Source organism: Flagellimonas meishanensis (assembly GCF_019880545.1).
GTDB classification, from domain to species: Bacteria; Bacteroidota; Bacteroidia; order Flavobacteriales; family Flavobacteriaceae; genus Flagellimonas; species Flagellimonas meishanensis.
This window is the reverse complement of record NZ_JAINVW010000003.1, coordinates 1,057,780-1,074,369: the sequence shown is the minus strand read 5'-3', so window position 1 is coordinate 1,074,369 and position 16,590 is coordinate 1,057,780. Positions and strand designations below refer to the sequence as shown.

Genomic DNA, 16,590 nt, shown 5'->3' with positions numbered 1-16,590 from the left:
TTTTGTTTAAAAACGCATCCCAAACCTGAGGTTGAGGATACGACTGGTCAAAAAATTGGGAACAGCGAACTGCTGCCTTGTGTCTACGTCCCTAACCCAAGTATTTGTTATGGAGTTCTGGTTGTTGAACATGTTGAAAATCTCAAAACCAACGTGGAACTCTTCAAATATATGCAACCAGTGTCCTTTGGGGTGGTTGTTTTTTTCGTCTGCAAAAATATAGGAAATTCCCATATCGGCCCTCCTGTAGTCTCTTAATCTATTCTGAAAATTATATGGGTCCGCATTATTGGGGGAACCACCGGGAACACCGGTGTTGTAAACAAGATTGAGATAAAGCTTGAGATTGGGAATGCTCGGCACGTAATCTTGAAAGAGTACGGCCAGTTTAAAACGTTGGTCCGTTGGCCTTGATATGTATCCCCGCCCCGCTATGTTTTCCTCAGTTTGCAAATACCCAAGACTTACCCACGACTGGGTCCCAGGCACAAAAGCACCTGTCAACCTGAAATCGAATCCATAGGCATAGGCTTTGGCATTGTTCTCCGCGGCGTAGCGAATCCTAACGTCCTCGATGGTATAGGGGTTTACATTGTACAAATTCTTGTAGTAAGCCTCTCCGATGAGTGTGAACGGTTGTTCCCAAAGGTTGAAACTATACTCACTTCCCAACACATAATGAATTGATTTTTGCGCCTCAACATTGGGATTGATCTCCCCAGTGCGATTGCGCAGCTCCCGATAAAAGGGGGGTTGTTGGTAACTCCCCACGGCAAAACGGAAGAGTACGTCACTTTTCCAATCCGGCTTGATCGAAAATTGGCCACGGGGACTCCAGATGGTCTGAGACGTAGTGCTTATTCCATCACCACTCAACCTCCAATGCTGTGCGCGCACTCCAAGGTTCCAATAAATGTCACTGCGGCCCCATTGCATATGTGATCCATATTGTACAAAACCCAAAAACCGATTTGTTTTGACAAAATTCGTCGCCCTGGCCGATTCTATGGGTACAATATCTGCCGTAAAAGGTTCTTCCGGCTGATTGTTGACAAAATCGGGTTCTGAAGGACGAATAAAAAAACCAGCGGAGTCTACAAATTCGGATTCACGGAGTTGGTCGCGGAAATCCTCGTGGGCATATTTTAATCCCCATTCCAGTGAGGCACCGTTCCTTTTGTGCACCCCTCGATGTGAAAAATTGAAGATAAGGGCATCCAACTGGTTGCGCGCCCGGTTCAGTTGTGACCCAACCCCTCTGGTGGAAATGGCATCGCCCAAATTGGGACTCCCGAGATCGGTATCCACCTGACCCAGTTCGTAAGAGGCGATAACATCCGAGAATTCCCGCTCTTGGGTATGATAAGCAGAGCCTGTAAACGATAATTTGGTGTTGTCCTGAACAAAATAATCAGCCTTTATTGCTCCCAAAGCGCTGTTATATTTGTTGTTTTCCATGCCCTCATAAAAAACCAGGAGCAACTGAGGGTCATTCAAAGTACCAAAATTGGTTTGACGCGTGAGAGGTTCGTTTTCATAATCATTTATGGAGTAGGTGCCCAAAAAGTTTAGGTGGAATTTTTTTGAGAAACGATAGGTGAGCCAAGTCTGTAGATCCACAAATGTTGGGTTTAGGTTGGTTTCGGTCTGTTGACTGTTCACCAAAAGGCTGTTGTTGCGGTACCGTAATCCGGTTATGGTGGTAAACCGTTGGTTCTCTGATGCAGTTTCCAATGTGCCGCTGGCCCCCAATAAGCTGCCATCCAGGCGTAGGCCAAATTTAACCGGGGTTTTGTAGGTAATATCAAGAACAGAGGAGAGCCGATCACCATATTTGGATTGAAATCCACCTGCGGAAAACTTCAATCCAGAAATCATGTCACTGTTGACAAAGCTAAGGCCTTCTTGCTGTGCCGAACGTATCAAAAAGGGGCGGTATACCTCAATTCCGTTCACATACACCAGATTTTCATCAAAATTACCACCCCGCACATGGTATTGTGTGCTCAACTCATTGTTGAAGGAGACACCGGGCAAAAGCTTAAGGATGTTTTCCACCCCGGCATTGGCCCCAGGGATCTTACGTACAATTTCTGGACTTACCGTGGTGATGCCATCTATACTTTTGGTGCCTGTGGCGGATACATCCACCCCAGCAACCTGAATGACACCTGTTTTCATCACTGGATTGAACTCATAGGTCTCGTTCGTGTTCAGGATCAAATCTTCCAATACCACATTTTCATGGCCCAAATGGGAAAATGTCAGCGTGTTCTTCTTTTCGGATACGACCTCTATGATATAGTGTCCATTAATATCGGAATTGGTGCCCCTATTCCCAACAACTATGTTCACCTGGGATATTGGATTTTGGTTTTCGTCCAGGACAATGCCGTAAACCGTGGCTGTCTGTGCCCTAAGGGAAGGCGCCAAAAGCATCAACAAAAGGATCAGTATGGCGCGAGGGTCGGTCAAAACGTTATTTTCTGAAGAAGGTACTGGTAAAAGTACTGGAATTGCCTACATTATCTGTAACGACGATTCGAAGCTCACATTGCGTTTCTTTGGCAACATCATCATCAAAATTATAGGTAATGGTATTGGTCTTTGGTTCATATTCCATTAGGATCCACTCCCCGTTCAACCAAGCGTTGTACGAATTTATTCCGCTTAGGTCGTCCGTTATGGAAACGCTCAAATATCGGTAATTGGTAAGCCACTGGCGCTCTTTAAAGTTTTTTGGAACAATTGTAGGGGCAATGGTATCCTTGGCCAAGGTATAGGTGCCCAATTTACGGGTTCTGGTGGTGAAGGAATCGTCCCGTTTGTAGGTTTTTGAATGTGAGGGTCTCAGATTTTCGTCCAGCCTGGCTATGAAAAGCTGTTTTCTTTCTTCTGGCGTAAACCGGGTTGCATCAAAACTGATGGTAAAATTGCGATGTGCCGCCACGGTATTGTTATGCACGGTGATGGTGTCGTTTCCTTTTTGAAGTTGTATTGGAAAGTCCTCATAAAACGTGTTCGCAGGAAAATACACCTTTGCGGCACCCAAATCGAAACTGCTGGGTTTGCCTGCAAACACAAAGTCCGAAGTTGGGACTTGTTCTTTTTGGATTTGCGCCCACTCACTTTTACCCTCCACCGGAATCAACACTTTTATCTCATTTCCCTCAATATCCGAAATGAATAGTTCCACATTATAGGAAAGACCTTCCCTAATATCAATTTTACCATCGTTGTAGAGCGTTTTGTAGATGGCCAGGCGATTATAGGGTTCCTTAAAACATTTTTGGATACGTTGTCTAAATTTTCCAAAATGATCATAATCAATCAATGTGTTGATATAGAGCGTTTCTCCAAAGGAGAAAGTCTCAAAATCGTATTCCGTATATACCCTTCCGTTCACCACCTGCTTTACTGCATAAACCCCATTTTTGTTGGCGGCCATGTCCTGACGGTCGAAGCCATCGAAACCGAAACCAATGGTCCCGTTGGCGGTAACTTTATCGGCCAAAAAGGAACCATCCGGTTGTTTGGTGAAATTTAACTGGACTTTTTCCGCACTTTTATTAACTACTGTATTTTCACCCAGGGGATATGCAAAAAGTCCCGAGAGGGTTGGGTTGGTGGCATCCCTGATATCATAGCCATATAATAGCGGGTTGGTGGGTTTTTCGGTGACGCTGCTCCTGATCTCGAAATGGAGATGCGGCCCCGAGGAACCTCCTGTATTTCCGGAAAAGGCAATCGTACTTCCCTTGGAGACCTTTAATTCGCCATAATCCGGAAAAAGTTCCACCTCGTACGCTTGTTTTTGATACTGTGCCTTTTTTACATACTCCTCAATCCCGGGCCCATATTTTTGGAGGTGTGCATATACCGAAGTGTATCCGTTGGGATGCGCCACGTAAAGGGCCTTGCCATACCCCCAATGGGAAACCTTGATCCGCGTAACGGTCCCATCGGCAATGGCAATTATGGGCAGGCCCTCCCTGCCCTGGGTTTTTATATCTATTCCGGAGTGAAAATGATTGGAACGCAGTTCGCCAAAAGTCCCGGCAAGTATCAACGGAACGTTCAAAGGAGGTCCGAAGGCATCCGTGGGGTACTTTTCTTGGGCAACAATGGCAAGGGAGAACAAAAATAGAAGTCCAGACAGGGTAAGACGCATAAGGTATTTCTAATTACTTACGAAAGTAACCAATGTTTTGATTTATGAAAAAAGGATTGTGCAACTTAAGTCAAAACTGGAATAATAATCCATAAAAGTATTGTGAAGTTACCCCAGTATCGTTAAATTTGTTCAATACGCATTGATGTTTGCATATGAGCGAACTTGTTGAGATTGTGGATTCTTTGGAGAACAAGGTTAGCAAGCTGTTGCACAAATTGGAAGTTTTGCACCAGGCCAATACCAAGTTAAAAGAAGAATTGAACCTCGCCAAAGAGGAAACCCAACTTAAGGAGAGCGCTGTGCAGGAATGGGAAGAAAAGTACAATTCCTTGAAAATGGCAAACACAATGCTGGGTAGTAAAACGAGTAAAACAGAAGCTAAGCTCAAGATAAATACATTGATTCGCGAACTGGATGTTTGCATAGCAAAGCTTGCAGATTAGTTTGTACCAGAATTATGGACGAGAAGCTCAAAATTAAGCTTTCCATAGCGGACCGGGTATATCCTTTGACGATAGACCCCAAGCAGGAGGAAGGATTGCGGAAAGCGGCCAAGAACATTGAGAATTTGGCAAAAAAGTTTGAGCAAAACTATGCCGTTAGGGACAAACAGGATGTATTGGCCATGTGTGCCTTACAGTTTGCATCAAAAATTGAGCAAGGCGGAATAGACAGTTCCGAAAACACCAAAACAGCGTTGGAACGCCTTAGGGCACTTGACGATTTGGTGCATTCCAAACTTGGAGAATAAGTTCTTTAAAATAGTATATTGTTACTGCCCACATTGGTAATATATTTTTGACAAACTCAACACGATTATAATTAAAGAGGGTGAGTTTAGGTTGTAAAAGCGGGCCCTACCCGTATAGGGATTCTTGAGCAGCCTGTTAGCCCTAAACCTGTAATTTGGAGTTTGCACAAGACTTCGCCCAATGTGGGCTTTTTTTATAACCAAATATCACCAAAAATGGATACTAATATCATAATAGGAATAGCTGCACTGGTCGGTCTTGCAATCGGCTTTGCCGTTGCCAAGATCATGGAGAAGGGCAAGGCGACCAAGACCATTGCCAATGCAAAAAAGGAGGCAGCGGACATCATCAAAGAAGCCAAAAAGGAAGGGGAGAACATAAAAAAGGACAAAATATTCCAGGCCAAGGAAAAATTTCTTGAATTAAAGGCCGAGCATGAAAAGGTCATCATCAGCAAGGATAAGAAGATTTTGGAGACCGAAAAGCGAACCCGCGATAAGGAATCACAGGTGAGCAGTGAACTCTCCAAAAACAAGAAACTGAATGAACGGCTGGAGGAGCAGATAAGAGAGGTTACCTATAAGAACGAGATCCTGGAAAAAAAGCAGTCCGAGTTGGAAAAACTCCACAAGAGCCAGGTACAACAGCTGGAGGTCATTTCTGGTTTGTCTGCCGAGGATGCCAAGAGCCAATTAATGGAATCTTTGAAGGAAACCGCCAAAACGGATGCCATGGCCTATTTGCAGAACACGCTGGAAGAGGTAAAACTAACGGCACAACAAGAGGCCCGCAAAATAGTTATCAATACCATTCAGCGCATAGGAACGGAAGAAGCAGTGGAAAACTGTGTGTCTGTGTTCAATCTGGAATCCGATGATGTAAAGGGACGCATAATAGGTCGTGAAGGACGTAACATTAGAGCTTTGGAAGCCGCTACGGGTGTGGAGATCATTGTTGATGATACCCCAGAGGCCATCATACTTTCCTGTTTTGATTCGGTTAGGAGGGAAGTGGCCCGTTTATCGTTGCACCGTTTGGTGACCGATGGGCGAATACACCCTGCACGCATTGAAGAGATTGTAAAAAAGACCGAGAAGCAAATCAATGAGGAGATTGCCGAAATTGGCAAACGTACCGTGATCGATCTTGGCATACACGGTCTGCACCCAGAATTGATAAAGGCTGTGGGCCGAATGAAATACCGTTCATCCTATGGCCAAAACTTATTGCAGCATTCTCGGGAAGTGGCCAAACTCTGTGGTGTTATGGCAGCTGAATTGGGATTGAACCCAAAGTTGGCCAAGCGGGCAGGGCTTTTGCACGATATAGGCAAAGTGCCCATGGCCGAAGTAGAGATTGAGACCCCCCATGCCATCCTAGGGATGCAATGGGCCCAAAAATATGGGGAGAAGAAAGAAGTCTGCAACGCAATCGGCGCCCACCACGACGAGATAGAGATGACCACCTTGATTTCCCCGATAGTGCAGGTCTGTGATGCCATTAGTGGGGCTCGCCCCGGAGCACGCAGACAGGTGCTGGATTCCTATATCCAGCGACTGAAGGATCTGGAAGATATAGCCTTTGCCTTCAATGGGGTGCAAAAGGCATACGCCATCCAGGCAGGGCGGGAGCTCCGTGTGATTGTGGAGAGTGATAAGGTTAGCGACGATAAAGCCGCTGAGCTTTCCTTTGAAATTTCACAAAAAATCCAAACCGACATGACGTATCCAGGTCAAGTAAAGGTCACCGTTATCAGGGAAACGCGCTCGGTGAACGTTGCCAAATAATCCTGATAAATATCATGCTTTTCCCAAGTGAAACGGGCTAACTTCATTGGAGTATTAAATCCATTCCAAGATGAAGAAGACGACACCCGTTTCAGAGATCATGACCAAGAACGTGATCACTTTAAGTTTAAGTGACAGTTTGGTCACCGCGGAGGAGCGTTTCAAAAAAAATCGCATAAGGCACATTCCCGTGGTAAAGGATAAACATGTTGTTGGTATGCTGAGCTATACCGACCTGCTGCGAATCAGCTTTGCTGATGCCCTGAGTTTGGATGGCGAGTCTTTGGATGATGAGGTCTATGAAATGTTCAGCCTTCCCCAGGTGATGGTGCACGATGTGGTAAGCGTATCCCCGGATACCTCCATCAAGGATGTGGCAAAATTTTTATCAAAAAGGGAGTTTCATGCATTGCCAGTAATAGAAAACGATGAATTGGTTGGCATCGTGACCACCACAGACCTTATCAATTATTTATTGGAATAAAAGAACGGTACCAAACCAAGTCAATATTTACCAAAAAGGGCATCTACCCAGTATTCCATGTTCAATAAAGGGGGAAAAGGCGTCCTATTCCTCTTCAGAGCTGTCTTCCTCGGCTTCCTTGTTCAATCTGTTTTCAAGGATATTGAGCTTTTTAAGCTTTGCCTTCCAAGTTTCCAAGGCGGCCTTGTGCTTGTCGATTTTGTCAACCACCTCTTGTACCAATGGATTTCCCTCGGAAGCATTGGAGAAAAACTGAAGATTGTTTTCCAATTGCCGTATTTCCGATTTGCTCTCGTCGATTTTTTTCTTCACAAAGACCCGTTCATTGCCTATGGCATATTCGTCCTCGATCTTGGCCAATTGCTGGACTTTGTTCCCGTATTTCAACAGCTCGGATTCCTGTTTGCTTACACCGATTTTCTTTAAAAGGGCATCCACTATTTTGTTGAACTTGCCATTGACATGCTTCTTGTTGTATGGAATTCTGCCATATTTTTTCCATTCTTCAAGAAAGGCCTTCACACTTTCTAGATCTTTGTCCTTGTTCCCGCTCAATTGGAATTCCTTGAGACGTGTCAAACAGTCCTCTTTCTTCTCAAGATTTTCGTACTCTTCCTTATGGGCCTCGTTTTTTTCCGCATGCAGGCGGTCAAAATAGTGGTTGCATGCATTTTTGAACTCATTCCATATTTTATCGGAGTACTTTCTTGGCACATGGCCAATTTTCTTCCATTCACCCTGTATGCGCTTCATCTCTGGGGTAACGGTTTCCCAATCGTCACTATCCTTTATGGCCAGGGCACGGTTCAGCAATTCCCTTTTCTTTTCCAGATTGGTATGCTGGTCCTTCTTTTGGTTTTTATAGAACGAGTTCTTGTTTCTGTTGAATTTGCGCACCGTCGCCTTAAAGGAGGACCAGGTTTCCTCATTTACCCTTTGGGGCACTTTTCCGGCTTTGAAGAAGGCATCGCGCAGCGCTTCCACTTCCCTGATCTGTTGTTGGATACCCCGATGGTTGTTGGAAACACTGTCCGCAATGGCATCAATGGCAGCAATGATTTCTTGTTTTTTCTCCAGGTTTTTTTCATAGGATTTTTCCATGTCCTTGAAGTAATCCTGCCTGCGAAGATGGATTGTTTTGGTGGCATTGCTGAAACGCTCCCATATTTCCTCACGCTGTTCCTTGGCCACAGGGCCAACGTCTTCCTTCCATATTTTGTGAAGGGTCTGCAGTTCCCTGAATGCCTTGCTTAGATCGGGTTCGTCAGCTAGGCTTTCGGCCCTTTCCGCCAACTTTATTTTTTCTTCAAGATTGTGCTTAAAATCCAGATCCCTTAATTCGCGGTTCAAATGGAGAAAATCGTAAAAAATCTCCATGTGATGGTGGTATGTGCGCCAAACATCGTTGTAGTGATTTCTTGGCACTGGGCCTGCATTTTTCCAGCGTTCCTGAAGATCTTTAAAGTTTTTGTATGTGGTGTTGATGTCTTCCTCCACATTGATGAGGCCCTTGAGCTCTTCAATGATTTCCAATCGGTTCTGAAGGTTGTTTTTCAGGTTGTGCTCCAGTTGCTTGTAGTACTGGTCCCTTTTTTCGCGATATTCAGAATATACCTCATTGAACTGCCTCTTGGCCACGGAATTGTACTTGAAATCAATTTCGTTGCCACCATTGGCCACAAATTCTTCCTTTTTATGCTCGATGAATTCCTGAAATTTTTGGTCGAACTCATGTTTTATGGAACTCACATGTTTGCCAATGGCCTGGACCTTCTCGTTTTTGACCAGCCTTTGCAATTCCCCGACCAGGTTCTCCATGGGCATGGGATGATAATCCAATAGGGGTATGTAGTGCCTTTTTTCATTTTCAGTATCTTCCGCATCTTCCGCGTTGGATTCATCGATTTCCTGAATGACCTTTTCATCATCATCCGCATCTCCGGTATCATCATCATTGGAAACCGTTTCTTCCGTTAATTTTGGCTCCGGATTGTCCTTTTCATTGACTTTTTCAGACGTATTGGAAGCGGGTATGGGGCTTTCTTCCAATGAAGGGCTCAGCTTATCGGAGCTGTTGTCTATACCACCTTCAGATTCCTGAAGTTTTTGTTCATTTTCCTGCATGAGTAGTGTATTCTTGCTTAGATCGCATAGCCAAGTTAACAACTAAATTGCCCATTCACAAAAGTATTTATGCTTCTTTTGGGGAATTGCGGAGCTCTTCCGACGCCGATAAATCGGGAAAATATAAAACTGATCAGAGGGTGTTCCAGATCTCCCAAGCCTTCTCGGCCTGGCTGATCAACATGGACTCTCCGTTGCATATGGCTGCGCCATTCTGTTCGCCCAGGGTAAGAAAGGTGGTTTTGGCCGGGTTGTAGATCAAATCGAACAGCAGATGGTCCTCGCCAATATATTGGTAAGGTATAGGCGGTTTGTCCGAAACATTTGGATATGTTCCCAAAGGTGTACAGTTGATGATAAGCAAATGGGTCTGCATGACTTTTTTATCCAGCTCATCATAGTGCAATTGGTTTTTCTTTTTGCTCCTGGACACGTACATGTGAGCTAAGCCGAGTTGTTCCAGCACAAAACATATCGCTTTGGACGCTCCCCCAGTCCCCAAAACCAGTGCTTTTTTATGATGGGGCCTCAAAAAGGGCATCAGGGCTTGCTCAAATCCATAGGCGTCGGTATTGTAGCCTTTTAATCCCCGGGAGGTAAATTTGATGGTATTCACGGCACCTATTTTCTCTGCAATGGGGTCCAGCTCGTCCAAGTAGGGAATGATTTCCTCCTTATAGGGTATGGTCACGTTAAGTCCTTTTAACCTCTTCTGACCAAGGACACCTTCAACATCAGAAATTGTAGGGATGTCAAAATTTTCATAGGTGTGGCCATCCAAACCCAAGTCTTGAAACTTTTCAGTGAAATAACCCTTGGAGAAGGAGTATGCTATGTTCCTACCTAGCAGTCCGTACCGGTTTCCTTTCTTTTCTGTTTTTTCCATACCAATCCAATATCAATAGCACCATGATCCCAAGTACTACAAAGCAAAGCGCCCACCAGGTTTCCATGTCTGCAAAATCGGGAAAGTACCGCTGGTAATTGAGTATTATTTTATCCCCATTGGAATCCACAAGGGCATTTCCCAGGGCATCTTCTTTGTACAGGGTGCGTTTCCATGGCCAGAGCACGCCCAGCGAACCTGTGATGAAGCCTAAAATTACCGCTGTCGCGGTCGTTTTGAAGTGCTTAAGCACAAAACTCAAAATATGGGAAAAGCTTACCAATCCAGTGGCTGATCCCAAGGTAAAAACAGCCAATATCTTGAGGGTATCAATACGTTCCGAATTATCCAAAAACTCAAAATTCCCTGAAAAAACGTCTTTGATGGTATCGTACAATGCATTGACCGAGTCTACCAACAGCAACACATAGTTTCCCAAGAGAATCAATATAAATGATCCTGAGAGACCGGGAAGAGTCATCCCAGACACACTGATAATACCGCAAAAAAATATGAACAATAGGTTGTCATTTTCTTTGGCGGGGCTTAGAAAACTAATGGAAATACCGATTATCAGCCCAAGAACGGCTGCAAAGATTGTTCTTCGGTTCCAAGGTTTGTAATCTTTGCCAATGTAATAAATGGACCCCAGGATCATACCAAAAAAAGAGGCCCAGACAAACAGTTCCTTCCGCTCCAAAAAATAATCCAACACTTGGGAAACACTGAAATAGCTGACGAGCATTCCAAAAATCAACAGGACAAGAAATTGGGCGTTGGTGTATCGTAAAAAGCTCTTTATTCTTCCGTTGAAGAGCAGTTTGATGGCCTTTCCATTCAGTTTTTGAAGAGAGTAAATGAATTCTTCATAAAACCCTCCCACAAAGGCTACAATTCCACCGGAAACCCCTGGAACCTTGTTGGCCGCACCCATGCACAGTCCTTTGATTACCAAAAAGAATTTGTCTAGAAATGTTCTAGGCTGACGCATATACCAATATGGGTTTTACTATTTTCTGGAAGCTAGCCTTTCCAGGATAAAAATAAGCGAAAAACCTATCATGGCTAGTATTAGGGCCGGGATTAACTGGTTGTTTCCCTCAAAGGAGGTGGGCCAGACGTTCATATCGTTTATTACCACGGACTTTTCCCCAAACATTTTACTCTCCAACACTTTTTTCCACGGCCAGATTTTGTTGAGGGACCCCAAGATAAATCCGGTCAAAAGGGCCAAGGTAAGGTTCTTGTGATGGTTGAACATCCATTTGAGCAGCCTTGCAAAGCTCAACAGGCCAAAAACGGCCCCGGCCCCGACTATCATGACTATGGTAAAATCACGCTGGTGGACGGCATCCAATATGGTTTTGTATGAACCTAATAGGACCAATATAAAGGCGCCGGATATCCCGGGCAATATCATGGCACATACGGCCAAAGCCCCGGACAAAAAGAGATAGGGCAAACTGTCCACATTTTCATTGGCGGGGAGTACGGTAATGAAGTAGGCCAACAGCGCACCAGCAACGAACACAAAACCTGTTCCCATGTTCCATTGGGTTATTTCTTTTCCGACAAAAATGATACTGGCCAATACCAGACCGAAAAAGAAAGACCAGAGCAAAATTGGCTGGTGCTCCAACAACCAACTGAGAAATTTGGCAAGGGATAGCACGCTGATAAAAATGCCCAAGAACAGGGCCACCAAAAAATTACCGTTCAGTTGCTTCCAAAAGGCTTTTACACCCTCTTTTTTTAAGGTGGTAAAAAGGGATAGGTCAATATTGTTGATGGAAGTTATGAGCTCCTCGTAAATACCAGAAATAAATGCAATGGTTCCCCCTGAAACGCCCGGTACCACGTCCGCGGCACCCATGGCCATGCCTTTTAGGGTTATGATTATATAATCAAGCAATTGACGTGACTTCATGGATTTTGGTGAGGATGGCTTTGGTTAGGTTGTGGTCTTTTTTACTTCAGAGACCAATATTTGAAGCCACTTGAACTTTTTAAATTCCGGAAATTCTTCCTTGAACGATTGCAACCGCTCCATATCCGCATGCATCGCCTTTACCAAGTTTTCCCTGGCTGCCATGGTTTCCTTGTTCCTGAAGTGGACCCCAGCAAGTTTATAGTGCAGTTCTGGACTTTCGGGATAAAATTCAAGCCCTTGGGTCAACACTTGGGCAGAGGAGGCGTAGTCGGTTAAATTTTTCAACACTTCTGCCCAACCCAGCCAGGTATCCAATTCGTAATTTCCCAAATCCACGGCCTGCTTGAATGCGAAATCCGCTTCGTCCAGGTTTTTCAATGCAATATAGGTTTTGGCGGCTTTTTTCCAGTATAAAGGGTTTTCCCCATCTATATTTATGGCCTTGTTGATATAGTGAAGTGCCTTTTCATAGTCCTTTTGCCGATAGTAGAAATCGGTAATGGCCAACCAACCCTTGTCCAACAAAGGGTCCTCGTGGACCGTGTTGTAGTAATAGTATTTCGCCAAATCGGTGTTTCCCAGCTTTTCGTGGCACTTACCAATCCGTAGATAGGCATGTGAAGTGGGGTCCTCAATGGAAATAGTGGTTTCGTAGTTTTCAACGGCCTCATTGTAGCGCCCCAATTTTTCAAGCACTTTCCCTTTTTCAAAATAGGCACCCATGAAGGTGTCATCAGAAATAATGGCAAAGTCAAAGGCTGCGAGGGCTTCAGGGAACATGTCCAAAGCATAGTACATCTTGCCCAATTGATGCCAAGCTACCTCGGAGTATGGATTTCTTTCCAAGTAATCGTTCAAATACCGTATGGCCCCATCAAAATCTTCCATGAACTCAAAGCAGTAGACCACATTGTAGAGGGAGGAATAGTCGCTGTCGTCCATCTCCACACATTTCATAAAGCTCTCCTTGGCACTGTCATAGTCATCCATAAAAAGGTATTCCATGCCCAATAGGGAATAGATGTCGAAACTATCCTCAGAAAGGTGCAAGGCTTCCAATAACAGATTCACAGCCTTTTTGTGGTTGTCCTGCTTGGAATAAATGTTGGCACGTTGAATATAGACTTCCTCGTTATTGGCATCGATGCGTTGAATTTCATCCAGTAATTTCTCGGCAGCTTCGTATTTATCCTCAAAAGTCAGGACTTCAACTTGTAGTAGTTTCAGTTCCAAGGAATTGGGATGTTGCTCCAAACCAATTTGAATGGCCTTCTTTCCCAGCGATATTTTTCCGATGTTCAGGTAATGGTGAATGATTTCCTCAAAGTCCTCCGCATCAAAGAAATAGACGTCATCCGTCTTCAGCATGGACTCAAATTTGCTAATGGATTTATCAGGATATTCGTTAGAATCTAACGCCATAGGAACGTATTTGGTTATACTATGGACTTAAAATTAACCCTTTGACTAGGTGTTCAAGCCCGAAATTTGGGTATGTTATCAACAAATTAGTTAACAGAAGCAGGTTTGTACTCATTTAATATACCCATGATTTGGTCGCAACCTTCCTCTATTTCTTTCATGGAAATGGTAAGGGGCGGCGATATTCGTACCGCCTTCGGTTCAAATAGCAACCAGAACAGAATTAGCCTTTTTTTGGCCGCAGTGAGCACCAGATAATCCACCATTTCCTTGTTTTCCAAAATAAGGGCGAGCATTAATCCCTTGCCCCGTATTTCTTTAATCAAAGGGTGTACCAAAAGCCGCCGGAAAAGTTTTTCCTTCTCTAGGGTTTGTTCAATAAGCTGTGATTCAGTGAGTTCCTTCAACGTTGCCAGACTGGCAGCCGCAATGACCGGATTGCCCCCAAATGTGGTGATATGGCCCAGTTTTGGATGGTCCTGCAAGCTGGCCATCATTTCTTTTGATGCCACAAAGGCACCTACAGGCATTCCTGAGGCCATGCCCTTGCCGAGGACCAATATGTCCGGGACGCAATCATAGTGTTCAAAGGCGAAAAGCTTTCCTGTTCTTCCAAACCCGGGCTGGATTTCGTCCAAAATCAGCAGTGCACCAACCTGATTGCAGCGTTCCCTTACCTTTTTAAGATAGTCGTCCTTCGGAACGATGAATCCTGCCCCCCCTTGAATGGTCTCCAATACCACGGCAGCAGTTTTTTTCGTGATTTTTTCCAAATCTGATTCCTTATTGAAACTAATAAAGCGAACGTCAGGGACCAATGGCCTGAATGCACTTTTTCGCTCCTCGAATCCCATAATGCTCAGACTCCCCATGGTATTGCCATGATAGGCGTGGTGGGACGCGATTAGCTGAGTGCGCCCGGTAAATCTACGGGCCAACTTAAGTGCCCCTTCCATGGCTTCGGTACCTGAGTTTACCAAATAGGTGGTTTCCAGGTTTTCTGGAAGATGGGAAGCCAAAAGTTTAGTGAATTCCACCGCCGGTGATTGTATGAATTCCCCATAGACCATTACATGCATGTATTGGTCAACCTGTTGCTTTATCGCATGTACTACCCGCGGATGGCAATGCCCAAGGCCACAGGCCGATACACCAGCTACAAAGTCCAAATGCGCATGACTTTCTTGATCAAAAATATAGCTGCCCTTGGCGCGGGAGACTTTTAGACCCAACGGATGTGGCGTGGTTTGCGCCTGATATGTAAAAAAATCTTCTTGGATCATTGCTGTGCCGAAGCTTTTTTAATCGCAGGTTTTTTGGGCTTAAGCGCTTTGGAACGCTGTATATTGTTCACGGGATCATTTTCATTTTGCTGTCGTTCTTGCTCCTCAGCATCAATATCGATAGGGTTTTCGATGCCCCGAATTTTCGCCAAAACGATATTGTTGTCATCCTCATCAAAAATTTCATCCTTGGACAATAAGCGTTCATCTCCCCGCCATACAAAGCCTTTCAGTTTTCTACTTTCTACCGGCAAATCGGTCTCGGGAAAGATATCACCATCCGGGTTCACAAAAAAAGTGATGTCCTCGATGTCATTGTTGGCCATCAGCAAACGGATCTTGCTGCAAATGGTCTTGTCTATCCCAACCAGCTCATTATCATCATTGTAGACATAGTAGATTACCTCTGTATTCTGAACCAAATCAATGATTTTCAATTCATTGTCAATAAATTTTCCAAATAGATTCTTTCCCTTGGCCTGGTTATAGCCTTCATTGCTGATGGTATCCAACGAGATGATGAAGGCATTCTCGATTACCTTGAGGGAATCCAGTTTTTCGGTTTCCATATCCGAAATGAGGTGGATGCTGTCCCCGGTTATCTGGTTTTCCACATTCCAAAGAATAGGGTTGGTGATCAATTGGGTGATTCCCGTTTTCTGGTTGAAATGTATGGAATCGCATTTACCGCTCAGGTCCGTTTTATAGAATTTGGCATTTCTAAAGGCCCTCAGGATGCGTTCTTCCGGCTTCCCGGTCACCATTAGGGTATCACCGTGCATATAAAGGGAATCTTGTTCCACCAAACTAATGGAAACCGCCCTTTTGGTAGCAAAAACCGAGTCTTTGGCTTTGTGCACCTCGGCATAGTGCGCCCTGATCACTCCATTGTTTATGGTATCGGTTATTTTAATGTTATTTACCGCAGAGGCAAACTCCGAGGCCTTATCAAAATAAAGACTGTCACCCTCAATGATTTTGTTGTCATAATTGATTTTGGTGTTCTTTATGCCATAGCCCTGCTCAATCTTGGTATCATAAAAGCCCCGTTCACAATAAATTTTATACTCCTCCCCGGTAATGGTAGATGGACCGTACATGTAGGCATTTTTAGAATTGGTATAGTAATCCAACTGCTCGGAATCGATGATGTAATCCGGATTATCGATATGGACACTGTTCCTGAACTGGTATTTTTTCGGCGTCATGAAGTACGTGCCCACCCGGCTTGTCAATACATTTACGGAATCAACGACCTTACCTCCCGAACGGTAGTAGGATTCCTGTTTTTCTCTGTCAAAATACAACGTATCGGTGGTCAAGGTCATCTGACCGTTGGTCAAGTCCACCTTTTCCCATGCCTTGGCCAGTTTGGTATTGCCGTCATAATCAATTTTACCGCTGTTCATTTCTATGGAGTCTCCCTGTTGCAGGCGTATGTTGCCTATGGCCCGCAGCCTGTTTTCTTGGGAATAGAAAATGGCAATATCGCACCATAGGTCTGCACCTTGGTGCTCAAATTGTACCTGGCGCTCATCATCCTTGTTAAAGATGGATGCACCGGGAAATTGGGCTTCATCTTTGGTAAAGTTGGCCCCGTACACAATGTTTATCTGTCTGCCTTGTGTTTTGGCTGACTCTTCTTGGGCGTAAACACCCAAAAGATTGAAAACACAGACCATAAAAAATATCCTGTTCAAACCCATGGAATTTTCGCCAAAAGTATGACTTTTAGTGCAAGTGGCACA

13 protein-coding genes and 1 other RNA gene are annotated in these 16,590 nt (G+C 44.5%); 5 read left to right on the top strand and 9 right to left on the bottom strand.

The features are described from left to right. Positions 1 to 6: 6 nt before the first annotated feature. Together K7G75_RS12830 and K7G75_RS12825 are read right to left on the bottom strand one after the other, a co-directional pair. Positions 7 to 2,439, bottom strand: coding sequence for a TonB-dependent receptor (locus K7G75_RS12830; protein ID WP_222985033.1), 2,433 nt, complete (start codon positions 2,437 to 2,439; stop codon positions 7 to 9). A gap of 40 nt (positions 2,440 to 2,479) precedes the next feature. After that, a complete protein-coding gene (locus K7G75_RS12825) occupies positions 2,480 to 4,171 on the bottom strand; it encodes a M23 family metallopeptidase (protein ID WP_222984637.1) in 1,692 nt (563 codons plus the stop codon). Between the two features lie 155 nt (positions 4,172 to 4,326). Between K7G75_RS12825 and K7G75_RS12820 the strand changes: the two genes are divergently transcribed. The 5 genes from K7G75_RS12820 to K7G75_RS12800 all read left to right on the top strand — a co-directional run bounded on the left by K7G75_RS12820 (position 4,327) and on the right by K7G75_RS12800 (position 7,197). Beyond that, positions 4,327 to 4,617, top strand: a complete 291-nt coding sequence (locus tag K7G75_RS12820) for a hypothetical protein (protein WP_222984636.1) — start codon at positions 4,327 to 4,329, stop codon at positions 4,615 to 4,617. Between the two features lie 14 nt (positions 4,618 to 4,631). Next, positions 4,632 to 4,925: a cell division protein ZapA gene (locus K7G75_RS12815; RefSeq protein ID WP_222984635.1), complete on the top strand. Its 294-nt coding sequence runs from the start codon at positions 4,632 to 4,634 to the stop codon at positions 4,923 to 4,925. 54 nt (positions 4,926 to 4,979) lie between these two features. After that, positions 4,980 to 5,089: non-coding RNA, 6S RNA (gene ssrS, locus K7G75_RS12810), on the top strand. A 52-nt stretch (positions 5,090 to 5,141) separates the two neighbouring features. Continuing rightward, positions 5,142 to 6,713, top strand: coding sequence for a ribonuclease Y (rny, locus tag K7G75_RS12805; protein WP_222984634.1), 1,572 nt, complete (start codon positions 5,142 to 5,144; stop codon positions 6,711 to 6,713). 70 nt (positions 6,714 to 6,783) lie between these two features. Then, positions 6,784 to 7,197, top strand: coding sequence for a CBS domain-containing protein (locus tag K7G75_RS12800; protein ID WP_222984633.1), 414 nt, complete (start codon positions 6,784 to 6,786; stop codon positions 7,195 to 7,197). Between the two features lie 84 nt (positions 7,198 to 7,281). On the opposite strand, the gene K7G75_RS12795 is transcribed toward K7G75_RS12800, so the two are convergent. The 7 genes from K7G75_RS12795 to K7G75_RS12765 all read right to left on the bottom strand — a co-directional run bounded on the left by K7G75_RS12795 (position 7,282) and on the right by K7G75_RS12765 (position 16,524). Beyond that, the gene (locus K7G75_RS12795) at positions 7,282 to 9,321 is read right to left on the bottom strand and encodes a DUF349 domain-containing protein (RefSeq protein ID WP_222984632.1); all 2,040 of its coding nucleotides are present in this window, start codon (positions 9,319 to 9,321) and stop codon (positions 7,282 to 7,284) included. 133 nt (positions 9,322 to 9,454) lie between these two features. Continuing rightward, on the bottom strand, positions 9,455 to 10,207 hold the full coding sequence (locus tag K7G75_RS12790) for a shikimate dehydrogenase family protein (RefSeq protein WP_222984631.1): 753 nt from the start codon (positions 10,205 to 10,207) through the stop codon (positions 9,455 to 9,457). After that, a complete protein-coding gene (locus K7G75_RS12785) occupies positions 10,161 to 11,198 on the bottom strand; it encodes a DUF368 domain-containing protein (protein WP_222984630.1) in 1,038 nt (345 codons plus the stop codon). The genes K7G75_RS12790 and K7G75_RS12785 overlap by 47 nt, the downstream gene beginning before the upstream one ends. Before the next feature lie 18 nt (positions 11,199 to 11,216). Further along, positions 11,217 to 12,134, bottom strand: a complete 918-nt coding sequence (locus K7G75_RS12780; protein ID WP_222984629.1) for a polyprenyl-phosphate transporter — start codon at positions 12,132 to 12,134, stop codon at positions 11,217 to 11,219. 24 nt (positions 12,135 to 12,158) lie between these two features. Continuing rightward, entirely contained in the window at positions 12,159 to 13,559 is a 1,401-nt protein-coding gene (locus tag K7G75_RS12775) for a tetratricopeptide repeat protein (RefSeq protein ID WP_222984628.1), read from the bottom strand. A gap of 86 nt (positions 13,560 to 13,645) precedes the next feature. Then, on the bottom strand, positions 13,646 to 14,839 hold the full coding sequence (locus tag K7G75_RS12770) for an aspartate aminotransferase family protein (protein WP_222985032.1): 1,194 nt from the start codon (positions 14,837 to 14,839) through the stop codon (positions 13,646 to 13,648). Beyond that, positions 14,839 to 16,524 carry an OstA-like protein gene (locus tag K7G75_RS12765; RefSeq protein ID WP_222985031.1) on the bottom strand — a complete coding sequence of 562 codons (1,686 nt, stop codon included), beginning with the start codon at positions 16,522 to 16,524 and terminating at the stop codon, positions 14,839 to 14,841. Before K7G75_RS12765 ends, K7G75_RS12770 begins: the two co-directional genes overlap by 1 nt. Positions 16,525 to 16,590: the final 66 nt, after the last annotated feature.

Bases quoted from the DNA above. Each gene is read 5' to 3' on its own strand.
- K7G75_RS12780 (WP_222984629.1), bottom strand. From the start codon at position 12,134: ATGAAGTCACGTCAATTGCTTGATTATATAATCATAACCCTAAAAGGC.
- K7G75_RS12765 (WP_222985031.1), bottom strand. From the start codon at position 16,524: ATGGTCTGTGTTTTCAATCTTTTGGGTGTTTACGCCCAAGAAGAGTCA.
- K7G75_RS12785 (WP_222984630.1), bottom strand. From the start codon at position 11,198: ATGCGTCAGCCTAGAACATTTCTAGACAAATTCTTTTTGGTAATCAAA.
- K7G75_RS12775 (WP_222984628.1), bottom strand. From the start codon at position 13,559: ATGGCGTTAGATTCTAACGAATATCCTGATAAATCCATTAGCAAATTT.
- K7G75_RS12800 (WP_222984633.1), top strand. From the start codon at position 6,784: ATGAAGAAGACGACACCCGTTTCAGAGATCATGACCAAGAACGTGATC.
- K7G75_RS12820 (WP_222984636.1), top strand. From the start codon at position 4,327: ATGAGCGAACTTGTTGAGATTGTGGATTCTTTGGAGAACAAGGTTAGC.
- K7G75_RS12795 (WP_222984632.1), bottom strand. From the start codon at position 9,321: ATGCAGGAAAATGAACAAAAACTTCAGGAATCTGAAGGTGGTATAGAC.
- rny (WP_222984634.1), top strand. From the start codon at position 5,142: ATGGATACTAATATCATAATAGGAATAGCTGCACTGGTCGGTCTTGCA.
- K7G75_RS12830 (WP_222985033.1), bottom strand. From the start codon at position 2,439: ATGCTTTTGGCGCCTTCCCTTAGGGCACAGACAGCCACGGTTTACGGC.
- K7G75_RS12825 (WP_222984637.1), bottom strand. From the start codon at position 4,171: ATGCGTCTTACCCTGTCTGGACTTCTATTTTTGTTCTCCCTTGCCATT.
- K7G75_RS12815 (WP_222984635.1), top strand. From the start codon at position 4,632: ATGGACGAGAAGCTCAAAATTAAGCTTTCCATAGCGGACCGGGTATAT.
- K7G75_RS12790 (WP_222984631.1), bottom strand. From the start codon at position 10,207: ATGGAAAAAACAGAAAAGAAAGGAAACCGGTACGGACTGCTAGGTAGG.